Source organism: Kordia sp. SMS9 (genome assembly GCF_003352465.1).
Lineage (GTDB): Bacteria > Bacteroidota > Bacteroidia > Flavobacteriales > Flavobacteriaceae > Kordia.
The window spans coordinates 4,743,499-4,755,743 of sequence record NZ_CP031153.1 but is presented as its reverse complement, the minus strand read 5'-3'; the positions used below and the strand labels follow the sequence as shown (position 1 = coordinate 4,755,743).

Sequence of the window (12,245 nt, the reverse complement as noted above, 5' to 3'; positions counted from 1 at the left end):
CTTTTTTTATGTCATATTTTAAATTTTCCTACTGTTTGATAATGCGTTTTACCGCGATATTATTCTCAATATCTTGCAATCGCACAAAATACATTCCTGCGGCAAAATTTGAAATATCAATCGTTTCTCCATCAGAAAGTTGCCCAATATTCATAACGGTTTGTAATATGCGACCGTTTAAGTCCATAATGACGATACTTTCTAAAGAAATATTTGCAGTATTACTGAACGAAATCAATCCTTTGGTTGGATTTGGTGTTAGTTTGATACGATTCGAAAACGAATTTTCAGCAACACTTAAATTGGCATCCACCGTGACATCAAAAGAACACATCACGGAGTTTCCTGCTAAATCTGTAATCGTAAAGGTATTTGTTGTAGTTCCAATTGGGAAGTCTGCACCACTTGGCAAACCTGCTGTTTGTGTAGGTGCATAATCCACTTCTAAAAGATATCTGTACGAACTTCCATTCGTAATATCATTCCAGCCACCACTAGATTGAATCACGGTATAATCTTCATTTCCAGCATTATTCGGTTCTCCAGGATTCCAATTATCAAAAGTTGAAGCATCGCCGCTTTGCCATACAAAAGTTCCTTCCACATCGGTATCACTAAAACCAATTAATACATCTGCTGCACCACCAGCAGTAGCAATTGCTTCAGTAATAGCAGTATTGTCAGATGCATTTCGAATCGTTCCCACAAAACCACCTTGAGAAATAGCATCTAAAAACGCATTGGCAGGTGTAAAAACATTGTTGGACAAATAATATGCTTTCCCGTTAATATTTGTCAAAGGTGTAAAATCTGTCAACGGATTGATCAATACACAATTGTCTGTTGGGGAAAGTGTATAATTAACAACCGCAGTGGTATCTCCAAAATTAGCAGCAGTTTGCATAATATTGGCAGGACAACCCGCAACAGGATCTTCATTATCAACCACAGTTACTGTAAAACTACAGCTAGAGGTATTATTATCAGTATCAGTTACATTCATAAACACTTCGGTAATTCCTACAGGAAACGAAGCTCCAGAAGGCAAACCAGAAGTTACATTTGGTGTCAACATGCCATCTTCGGTATCATTTGCAGTTACAGTATAATTTACGATAGCATCACACTGTCCTGTCGTATTATTTACCGTAATGTTTGATGGACAGGTAATTACGGGTGAATCTCCAATAGATTCAAACAATTGTACATCCGCAATTTGGTTAATGCTTGATGCGCCGCACGTACCTGTAAAATTGAGTCTGTATGAAGTATAAGAAGTTGTATTCGTAAACGAAAAAGTTCTTGAAAAAAAACGAGTAGACACACACGGAATTGTTCCTGTGGCAATACTGGTAAAATTTACACCATCGTTGGAACCTGAAATTTCATAATTCGTCGGATCGCGTTCAGGAGCATCGTTGGCAGTTACAAATTCCATCGCAACTGCAGTACTCGATACACCGAGTATATCAACTTCAAAACCGATGCCATCAAATGCATTAAAATCTAAAAATTTTGTATTTGAATTTTGATCAATTACATTTTGAACGGCTTCGCCACCAGGCGAATTTACACTTCCAAAAGTGGTAGCGGTATGTATGGAATCGTCAAAAATTCCTTGGGCAAAATTGGTCGTTACGCCCGTTAAAAAAAGCAATACGAAAAGTAATTTTTTATTCATAATGAGTTGGTTGAGGTTAGTTTTTATGAAAATTTGACAGGAAGTTAGATGAATTTCACTAGACTATCAAATTTTTCACTCATTAAGACAGAAAAATATAAAATCCTTAAAATCAATACGATCCCATGAATGGCTTCTACAGATTTGATAAAAAATCATAGACTATTTTGTCTATTGAATACTATAGTATATTCGCAAAAAAATAGAAACAAACAATTACTGTTCCGCAGCTTCTGCTTTCAAAATCGCCAAACCAATACGAATGGTATTGTATGAAATAGCTTCTTCAAAATGCTCAAAATACGGTTTTAATGCTTCCGTATTTTCCAAAGTTTCTTTTGCTTTCCGCATACTTTCCAAATCATGTTTGTCAATAAACTGCTGCAAATTGATATTTTTTCCAGCATTATACAATTTGAAAATGTGGGAATAAATAGTACTTTCTGCCAAACTTCGTTCCACAGAAATATCTTCAATAGACAAACCCCGTTGGAGTAATTCATAGGTTTTTTGAACCGTATCAACCTTGCGTTTCTTTTTCTTTTCGTTTGTAAAATTGATAATTTCTTTCATAAAAGTATGGCCGTAATTCATCATTTTGATACGACCAACGCCACTAATTCGGATAAATTCTTCGTCAGACATCGGACGTTCGGCTTCCATCTCACGCAAAGTGGCATCATTAAAAATTTGATACGCAGGCACTTCTTCTTCTCTCGCAATTTCCAAACGCAACGCTCGCAAACGCTCAAACAGAGAGTTTTTAGAAGCTTTTGTTGGTTTCTTTTTCTGTATTTCTGCTTCTTTTTCGGCTGCTACCAAATTCGCTAAGGCAACTTTTTTTTCACTAAATAATACCTCTTTCGCAAAATCGGTAAGTTTTATTTTATTATGTTCATGAAATGCAATCTCCAAATAGCCCAAGTTGATCAATTGCGTAATATACTGTTTCCAATCAAGCCACGCGATGTCTTTGGCAATTCCGTAGGTTTTTAAGTCTTGATAGCCTTTATCAAAAATCGTGTTATTTTGTGCACCACGCAAAATATCAATGATGATTCCAATTGGTTCTTGTCCGTTGACACGCGCTACGGCAGATAAAGCTTTTTGGGCAATTACAGTTCCGTCAAAAAACTGAGGCGGATTGGTACACACATCGCAATTCCCGCAATCTTCACTGATCAATTCACCAAAATAACTCAACAAAATTTTTCGGCGACAACTCAGCGCATCCGCATACTCTTTCATGCGATCAAGTTTGGCGAGTTGTACCTCTACATTTCCAGAACTTGCTGCAAACTTCTTTAACTGAATCACATCGCCATAACTGTGAAAAAGTAAGGTGTCTGAAGGCAATCCGTCACGACCTGCACGACCAATTTCTTGGTAATACCCTTCTATGTTTTTTGGTAAATTATAATGAATTACCCAACGCACATTCGACTTGTCAATGCCCATTCCAAAAGCAATTGTAGCACAAATTACTTGACATGAATCATTGATAAAATCTTCCTGAATTTTAGCACGTGACGCATGACCAATTCCAGCATGATAGGCGGCAGCATTCACATTGGCGTTTTGTAACTTTTCGGCAACATTTTCCGTGGCTTTCCGACTCAAACAGTAAATAATACCACTTTCATTTGGGCGTTTTTCTATAAAATTGATGATTTGCTTGATGCGATTATTCGCAGGACGCACTTCTAGTTTTAAATTCTTTCGATCAAAAGAAGCCACATGCTGCCTAGCGTGCGGAATATTTAACTGATTTGCAATATCTTCACGCGTAGCTTTATCGGCAGTGGCTGTCAAAGCAATAACAGGAACAGTTGGAAAACGCTTTTTCAAATAACCAAGATTGGTATACGCTGGACGAAAATCATGTCCCCAAGAAGAAATACAATGCGCTTCATCTATGGCAATGAGGCTAATGGTTTGACTGCTAAAAATATATTCTAAATATGATAAACTTTCTGGTGCCGTATATAACAATTTAATTTCTCCTTTTTCAATTTTAGAATAAATTGCTTGTTGCTGACTTTCATTTTGACTGCTGTTTATATATGCTGCGGAAATTCCGTTGGTGGTCAATCCGTCTACTTGATCTTTCATTAAAGCGATTAAAGGCGAAATTACAATTGTAATACCTTCTAGTAAAATTGCGGGCAATTGAAAACAAATGGATTTTCCGCCACCAGTAGGCATGATGACCAAATTGTCATTTCCTTTAAAGATAGAATTGATAATTTCTGCTTGAAGCGGTCTAAATGTGTCATAACCAAAATATTCCTTTAAAGTACTTGTAAGTAGGGCTGATGTAATCATAGCTTACAAAGAAAACTAAAAAAAATAAAAAATGCACGAAGATGAGAGAGTCGTGCATTTTTTTTTGGTTGGTTGATTGGTTATTATAGATATCTGAGTTACTTTAGGTTTTTTAGGAAAACGTATAAAGATCTGCTCAGTAATATTTTAATACTGTAAATGTATGTAGAAAAAAGAAAAGCTAACTACGTGATTGCCTTACTAAAAGTAGGCAAGTCCGTTACATTTTATAGTTTTTTTAACATTTCTAAAGCTGTTCTTGATACTTTATGTGTTCCTTGAAATGTTTTAAAAATATAATTATTCTCAAAAAGTAGTTGCATTTTTTCATGTTCTTGTTGCATGCGTGTTTCGGTGAAATATTCGTCTTGCAATCCCACGATGTTTATAATTTTTGTTGTTTCTGTATGAAGAAATTCAAAGTCTTTTTTAGTCAATTCTGTAGGAATACTTCCTGCATAGATCATCAATTTGTCACATGGAATTTTGTGCCGTGCTACCCAACGCATCGCCACCGAAACACCTTGCGAGAAGCCTAATACAAAGAAATTTAGACGATTAGGAATTTGCTCTGCGTGATAAATGGCGTTTAAGTTTGCCATCACGTTTTTGATTTCTGCTTGCGTATTTTCTTTGGTGAGCCAACTTGCGCCTACATGTTTATATTCGTTATTTAAATAATACTTGGAAGATGCTTGTGGGGCAATAATGTAATTTTCCTCTGCATTCAGCGTTTCAAAATATTTAATAAAATAACGACTCAAAAAACCAATTCCGTGACAAACAAACCATACATTTTTCGTTTGCTCCGTCAATTCGTTCATCGTGGAGTATGTGTTTGTAATTTGATACGCGATTTCTTTTTCTTTCATTCTTTAAAAGTATGCTAAGGGTTTCGTATTTTTGTAAAACTGTATTGCAGTCGATAATTTTCCATAAATATATCAAATGAATCCTAAAAAAGAAGCAATTTTAGCACAACTCAACGCAATTGTCCCAAATACCTTATTAGAAACTTTACAAATTACGTACACCGATGTTGGTGAAGATTTTTTAACCGCTAAGATGCCTGTAAACCCGCGTGTGCATCAACCGCAAGGATTATTGCATGGCGGTGCCACCGTGGCATTGGCAGAAACCGTAGGAAGCACGGCATCTCATTTGTTTATTGATGCTACAAAGTACAAAGTAAAAGGGCTGGAAATTTCTGCCAATCACCTAAAAAGTAAACGTGAAGGCGAAGTATTTGCTACCGCAAGATTCATTCATAAAGGTAGAACCACGCATCTTTGGGAAATTAGAGTGGTAGATGAAGAAGAAAATTTAATTTCACTGTGTAAATTGACGACGATTGTGTTGGCAAAATAATTCTAGAAAATGCTAGATAAACTCTCCGAACAACTCCAAAAACAATTCCCGTTTGTTGCGTATAGAAAGCCAAACGCAGCACAAGTGCAATTGGTTTTGCAAAAAGATGCTATGTTGCATACGGTTTCAGATTTTACAGAAAGTGGGTTTGTATTTGCACCGTTTGACGAGACAAAATCAACGATTCTGATTCCTTTTGATACAGTTTTGGTAGGCGAAATGGAACATGTTGCCGAACACGAAGCAGCAAACGCATCTATGAATCCTTCTGCGGAAGCGAAAAAAAAGCACATACAGTTAGTTCAAAAAGGTGTAGAAACCATTCAAAAGTCGGAGATACAAAAAATAGTGTTATCACGCCAAGAAGCAATTGAATCCTCAAAAAATCCATTTTTAATTTTTGAACGCTTGCGCGAGAACTATCCAACGGCGTTTGTGTATTTGTGGTATCACCCAAAAGTAGGCATGTGGGCAGGTGCAACGCCTGAAACTTTGGTAAGTTCTTATGGAAATTCTATCAAAACAATGTCCTTAGCGGGCACCCGAAAATTTCAAGAAAACGTTGCGGTCAACTGGAATCAGAAAGAAATTGAAGAACAGCAAATTGTAACCAATTTTATTGCGAATCAGCTCAAAAACATGACGACGAATCTTTCTGTGAGTAAAGCTACAACACATCAAGCGGGAAGTTTAGTGCATTTGTGTTCATTGATTTCTGGACGCATGACTTCCGACACAAATATTGGCGATATTGTAAAAACATTGCATCCAACACCTGCTATTTGCGGATTTCCCACAGAAGCAGCCAAAGCGTTTATTCTTCAAGAAGAAAACTACGATCGTACCTTTTATACAGGTTTTTTAGGTGAATTGAACGTAAAAGAAGAAACTTCACGCAATCGCAATCGTAAAAATCAAGAAAATAGTGCATACCGAACCGTTCGGAGTCGCTCAGAATTGTACGTAAATCTCCGTTGCATGCAGTTAACTGACACAAACAAAATTTTGTATGTTGGTGGTGGAATCACCAAAGATTCTGATCCGGAATCGGAATGGGAAGAAACCTTGGCGAAATCACAAATAATGAAACGAGTATTATAAACATCATTTTAAATGTAAATTGGTATAACGTATGGAAAGTCGTATTTTTGTATCTTAATGAAGTACTCTAAAATCCCACTCGCACAAACATTAGTTTCGCTTTGTATTGCCAAAGGAATTCATCATGTCGTTATTTCCCCAGGATCGCGGAATGCGCCGTTAACCTTGAGTTTTTCGCAGCATCCAAACATTCAAGCGTATAGTATTGTGGATGAACGTTGTGCCGCTTTTGTTGCTTTGGGAATGGCGCAACAACTGCATACACCTGTGGCAGTAATTTGTACTTCTGGTTCTGCCGTGTTGAATTATTATCCCGCTATTGCGGAAGCGTATTATAGCAACGTTCCTGTGGTGGTGATTTCGGCAGACAGGCCCGAATATTTGATTGATGTTGGCGACGGACAAACGATTCGCCAGAAACACGTTTTTAAAAGTCATATTAACTACGAGGCAAATCTGAAACAAGATATTACCCATAAATCGACCATTTTAGCAGAAACGCACCAATTATCCCTAGAAACCGAGCGTGAATTGCAAGAAAATATTCAAGCATATAACGAACAAGAAATCAATGCTGCGTTGAATGCTGCCGTAGAAAAAAATGGTCCAGTTCATATCAATGCGCCTTTCGATGAGCCTTTGTACACCATGGAAGATGTGCAAACGGTATTTCCAAAAGTGCAACCATTGGTATTGAATTCAGCTATTGAACACGATAAAATTGCAGAAGCCGCTTCTATATGGAGTCAATCCACTCGAAAAATGGTGTTGGTGGGAACATTGCCGCCGCATACGGTTTCTAAAAAATATTTAGAGCTTTTGGCAAATGATCCGTCAGTGATTGTCTTTACAGAAACGACGTCGAATTTGCGAGATGATGCATTCTTCAATAAGATTGATCAAATTATTTTACCGATAGAACAAAATGAAGCCATGTTGGAAGCATTTCAGCCAGAAATTTTGTTAACGCTTGGCGGCATGATTGTGTCTAAGAAAATAAAGGCAATTCTGCGAAAGCGTCCGCCAAAACATCATTGGCATGTGCATGAAAACCGTGTGTATGATACATTTTTTTGTTTGGAACATTTTTTTCAGATGCATCCGAATCATTTTTTTGAATTGTTTTTTGAGCAGACGACATCTATTGAAAGTTCATACAGACCTTTTTGGAATGCTGTCAAGAAAGATCGTGAAGTGAAACATGATATTTATCTGAATCAAATCAACTTTACAGATTTAAAAGCTTTTGAAGTGATTTTGGAAACTTTGCCTACGTCCATTATTTTACATTTAGGAAATAGTTCTACCGTTCGGTATGCACAATTGTTTGAAATTGATGCGAGTATAGAATTGTTTTGCAACCGAGGAACAAGTGGCATTGATGGCAGCACTTCCACCGCGATTGGTACTGCAATGGTTGCAGCAAAGCAAACACTTTTAATTACGGGCGATTTGAGTTTCTTTTACGATAGCAATGCGTTGTGGAACAATTACATTCCGAAAAATTTCCGCATAATTTTAGTCAATAATAGTGGCGGCGGTATTTTTAGAATTCTTCCTGGAAATAAGAATTCCGAAAACTTTGATACGTATTTTGAAACCATTCATCCGCATACGGCGAAGCAATTGGCTGAAATGTATCATTTAGAATACCAAACGGCTTCTGATGAAATAACGCTTCGAACGGCATTACAAACATTTTATGATGAAAGCAATCAACCGAAACTTTTAGAGGTTTTTACGCCAAGAATTGAAAATGATGGTACGTTAATCGAATATTTTAAGTTTTTCAACGAATAAAAATAACTAGCACTTACGAAAAAGTAGGAATAATAGACAAAAATTTACTTTTGTCATCAATATTATTAATCAAATTTTCACAATTAAAAATACACAATTATGAGTAAGAGAGATGAGCTAATTGCAAAATACGCTACTGACTTAAAAGACAAATGCGGAGTAACTCCAGATATGGATTTATTAACAAAAGTAACGATTGGTTGTGGTCCAGCGATTTATAACAAAGATGCGGCAACAGTTTCAGGTTCAGATGAAAAAGAATTGGCAACGGTAAAAAATAATTTTTTAATCAAGAAATTAGGTTTAGCGGACAGTGCAGATTTAGACAACGCTATTGATGCAGTTATCGAAAAATACGGTCGCTCAAACAGAACAAAATATAGAGCTGTAGTATATTATTTATTAACAGTTCATTTCGGAAAAGAAGCAGTCTATAACTAATCAGATTGTATTTTAATACTATTATTAAAATATCCCTTTTTTTTTAAACGCCATCTCTTATCTCAAGATGGCGTTTTTTTGTGGTAAAGATTAAGATAAAACGTACCTTTGACCGAAATTTTACACTATGATTCATTTAGGACAACTTAATACATTAGAGATTTTACGAGAAACGCCACCGGGACTTTTCTTGGGCGATGATGAAGGAAATGAAATTTTGTTGCCAAATAAATATGTACCAACATCTTTTGAAATAGGAGACAAGTTGACTGTTTTTGCTTATTTAGATAGTCATGAGCGACCTGTAACAACCACTTTAAAACCGTATATGAAAGTCAACGAATTTGGCTTACTTCGTGTAACAGCTTTGAGCGATTATGGTGCGTTTTTAGATTGGGGATTAGAGAAAGATTTGTTTGTTCCTTTTAAAGAGCAAGCACGTGACATGCAGGAAGGAAAATGGTATGTTGTGTATTGTTATTTGGATGAAGAAACCAATCGTTTGGTGGCTTCTAGCAAAACGAACAAGTTTATCAGCAATGAAGAATTGACTGTGGAACGTTTTGATGAGGTCGATTTGATGGTGTCGCGCTTTACCGATTTAGGTGTGGAAATGATTGTGAATCAACAGCACAAAGGATTGGTCTATGAAGATGAGATTTATAGAGAATTGAAACTTGGTGAAAAACTAAAAGGTGTTGTGAAGAAAATTCGGGAAGACAATAAAATTGATCTTTCGTTGCAACATATTGGTTATAAAAATATTGAACCTTCTGCACAAACCGTATTGGACGCTTTGGAACAAAACGGAGGAAGTTTACCCTTACACGACAAAAGTGATCCAGAAGAGATTAAAAAGCGCTTAAAAATGAGCAAAAAGAGCTTTAAGAAAGCTATTGGAAGTCTGTATAAGCAACAGCAAATCATCATTAAACCTGACGGAATTGAATTGAAGTAACCAACCGTATTCTTACGGAGAAGTCACATTATCTCAAAGAAAACTGACATTGCAATACCAGCATTCCTTTGTAATTTTTTTGTTGAATCGTTTCTGAATCGAAAATTGGACGATGTTGATATCCTACCGTGATTTTTGTACTGTGTTCGCCGTTCATTAAAAAGTTTACAGCAGCATCATACACAGTCATTCGACTATTCAAAGCATCCCAATTAGAAGTTTGAATGGAAATATTAGGTTGTATGACAATGTCATACTTGAATAATTTCCTTTTAGGAAATGCATACCCAAATTGCATATACCAAGTAGTTCCAGAGCCAATCATCGGAAAAGAAACGCCTGCTCCATTAAAGTCGGTTCCTCCACCTGTAGTTGGATTGTTCGCGCCTACATTTCTGATGTAATTTTCACCAAAATTATAATCGTAATATCCTATATAAGAAGTGATTGCGGCATCATTTTGTAAAGGTATATTTAAGAAAGAGTCGATTGCCCAATGTTTCATGTCGTAAAAAGTAGTAGTAACTTCTTTAGCATCTCCGTCGCTCATGGCATTATTTTGAAACTGATAACCAGCGCCAATATTAAACACTTTTTTAGTGTGCGCATAAGTTCCTATTTGGTATGCAGACTTGTTGGATTCATGCTCAAAAAACTGATATTTTACGTACGTAGAGATCTTAATTCTAGGTCTGTTGTTGGCAAAATTTACTTCCCCAGTTGGAACGTTCGTCACAAGTAAAGGTCTGTTGAATGACAATCGGTAATCGAATTTCCCTTTTTGCCCTTTAAGCCAAACTCCAAATAAGCGCCCTAAATCATCATTTTTTTCTACAGAATTTAAAGTAAATAAAGGAGAATCTAATCCCATCATGGTTTTGCTAGAGCGAATATTCCATCGGTTTAGACCTTGCCATCCAGATTTTCCAATGCCGATTTCCAGCGCTTTATCAAAAGAATATTCTACATATAAATCCAACACTTCCATAGTAAAAGCATTATTTTTGGCACTATAATTATTGCCTCCAAAAATAGCATACACAAATATTTTGGGCGTGATTTGAGAAGAAATAGGAATGCGCAAACGTCTCACAGAAACATCTATGTAGTCTTTGGTAAGTTCGTCATTGATCAAAGAACCTTCGTTCAAATCTGAATAGCGCAGCCAAATTTGCGATGTCACATTCCAGTTAATCGTTGGTTTGAACTCTTTTTTTTCTTGTCCATGAGTTATCATTGGTACAAACAAGAATACTAAAAACACTATTTTTAATCGTTTCACTTTAACTAAATTCTAAAAATACACGACAAAACTATGATGAACATTTTTGGAAAGAAGTGATATGCATCATATTTCAAGAATTTATTAAAAAAAATTAAGAGAAACTTACTTTACATACTAGCAGTTCCTACAGCGCGTACATAACAGTATTCAATATAAAAAGACTAAGGCGCGTTTTGAAGAACGCGCCTTTCTGTTTTTTAGCAATATTCTGAACACCAAGAAGAATATCCGCCGCCTTCAGATGGCTCACAAACATCGCTTTCACAATAACGATATGTTTTTGGTGGTTTTCCTCCGGAAATGTTCATTAAATTTCCAATTACGTTTTTACGTAAGTTCAACTTTTTGAATTCTCTTTGCTTTTTCATACTATAATTTTTTAAGATTTATAATGACACAAAAATAAGGTCGTAAATCATTGAAAAAAAGCAATATAACCTACGGTTTATGAATTGAAGGTTGTTGTTTGTTGTAAAAATTAGAAGGTATTATTGTTCATACAAATGAGAAACAAATTCAGTAGATTTTGCTTTGTTATAAATTCGGATATCGTCAATACTTCCTTTAAAAGGAAACTCGCCCGATCCGTCGTTCCCAATCAATAATGGCAAGGTAGATGAGGTAGAAATTTCTCCCTTAATGTATTTCATCAACGCAGGTTTTCCGTTAATGTACAGGTACATGGTATCATCTTTTAGTGTACAGGTAATCATATACCATCTGTCTTTTTCATAATTAAATTTGCGGAGTTCGTGCATAATTCCATACGGAGCAATGCTAAAAATAATATCTTTTGTTACTACTTCTTCATCTTCAAAAGGAACATATCCAATGGAAATTCCGTAAGCAGCCCTGTTTTTAGAAGTATCTGAAATGTTTTTATATAAAACTTGTTGCAAATTCGTCGTATCGGTTTTAAGCCATAAATTAATGGTAAACTCATTGGTAAAGCTCAAATGTTCACTAGCAGGAACACGGATATGATCGTTTACACCATCAAACTTATAGGCCAAATCAGCGTTTCCGTAACGGTCAAAGGTAGATCGAACGCCTTTGCGTTTTGCGGTTACTTTATATGGACTGAGATCGTCTGTATTTCCGTCGAGCGGATAATGTGCTACGAGACTTTCGGTAAGATCAAATTGCGGTTCATCTTCTTCAATACTACAACTACTAAAGGTAAAAATGATAGCAAAACAGCTGATTAGAAACTTGGTTTTCATGTGGAATCGGTTTTTTGTTGACGGATGTTTTTATTGTTCAACATGCCACAAAAATGATACCAA

The 12,245-nt window shown here is 36.0% G+C and carries 11 protein-coding genes; 5 read left to right on the top strand and 6 right to left on the bottom strand.

The window, feature by feature from the left end; translation table 11 throughout:
* Positions 1-28: 28 nt before the first annotated feature.
* The 3 genes from KORDIASMS9_RS20155 to KORDIASMS9_RS20145 form a co-directional block, all read right to left on the bottom strand.
* Complete coding sequence (locus KORDIASMS9_RS20155) at positions 29-1,681, bottom strand: HYR domain-containing protein (protein WP_114904583.1); 1,653 nt, start codon at positions 1,679-1,681, stop codon at positions 29-31.
* Positions 1,682-1,897: 216 nt separating this feature from the next.
* Complete coding sequence (recQ, locus tag KORDIASMS9_RS20150) at positions 1,898-4,006, bottom strand: DNA helicase RecQ (RefSeq protein ID WP_114904582.1); 2,109 nt, start codon at positions 4,004-4,006, stop codon at positions 1,898-1,900.
* 227 nt (positions 4,007-4,233) lie between these two features.
* A complete protein-coding gene (locus KORDIASMS9_RS20145; protein WP_114904581.1) occupies positions 4,234-4,878 on the bottom strand; it encodes an alpha/beta hydrolase in 645 nt (214 codons plus the stop codon).
* A 76-nt stretch (positions 4,879-4,954) separates the two neighbouring features.
* Between KORDIASMS9_RS20145 and KORDIASMS9_RS20140 the strand changes: the two genes are divergently transcribed.
* The 5 genes from KORDIASMS9_RS20140 (at position 4,955) to KORDIASMS9_RS20120 (ending at position 9,674) form a co-directional block, all read left to right on the top strand.
* Positions 4,955-5,374: a hotdog fold thioesterase gene (locus KORDIASMS9_RS20140; RefSeq protein WP_114904580.1), complete on the top strand. Its 420-nt coding sequence runs from the start codon at positions 4,955-4,957 to the stop codon at positions 5,372-5,374.
* Positions 5,375-5,383: 9 nt separating this feature from the next.
* Positions 5,384-6,475: a chorismate-binding protein gene (locus tag KORDIASMS9_RS20135; protein ID WP_114904579.1), complete on the top strand. Its 1,092-nt coding sequence runs from the start codon at positions 5,384-5,386 to the stop codon at positions 6,473-6,475.
* Positions 6,476-6,532: 57 nt separating this feature from the next.
* Positions 6,533-8,275 (top strand): 2-succinyl-5-enolpyruvyl-6-hydroxy-3-cyclohexene-1-carboxylic-acid synthase, encoded by a 1,743-nt coding sequence (menD, locus tag KORDIASMS9_RS20130; RefSeq protein ID WP_114904578.1) that lies wholly within the window; start codon positions 6,533-6,535, stop codon positions 8,273-8,275.
* A 99-nt stretch (positions 8,276-8,374) separates the two neighbouring features.
* Positions 8,375-8,716, top strand: coding sequence for a DUF2853 family protein (locus KORDIASMS9_RS20125; RefSeq protein WP_114904577.1), 342 nt, complete (start codon positions 8,375-8,377; stop codon positions 8,714-8,716).
* 127 nt (positions 8,717-8,843) lie between these two features.
* Positions 8,844-9,674, top strand: a complete 831-nt coding sequence (locus tag KORDIASMS9_RS20120; protein ID WP_114904576.1) for a S1 RNA-binding domain-containing protein — start codon at positions 8,844-8,846, stop codon at positions 9,672-9,674.
* Positions 9,675-9,702: 28 nt separating this feature from the next.
* On the opposite strand, the gene KORDIASMS9_RS20115 is transcribed toward KORDIASMS9_RS20120, so the two are convergent.
* From KORDIASMS9_RS20115 to KORDIASMS9_RS20110, 3 genes are all read right to left on the bottom strand, one after another.
* Positions 9,703-10,956, bottom strand: coding sequence for a porin (locus KORDIASMS9_RS20115; protein ID WP_162820080.1), 1,254 nt, complete (start codon positions 10,954-10,956; stop codon positions 9,703-9,705).
* Between the two features lie 200 nt (positions 10,957-11,156).
* A complete protein-coding gene (locus KORDIASMS9_RS23485) occupies positions 11,157-11,327 on the bottom strand; it encodes a hypothetical protein (protein ID WP_162820079.1) in 171 nt (56 codons plus the stop codon).
* A gap of 120 nt (positions 11,328-11,447) precedes the next feature.
* A complete protein-coding gene (locus tag KORDIASMS9_RS20110; protein ID WP_114904574.1) occupies positions 11,448-12,182 on the bottom strand; it encodes a LamG domain-containing protein in 735 nt (244 codons plus the stop codon).
* Positions 12,183-12,245: the final 63 nt, after the last annotated feature.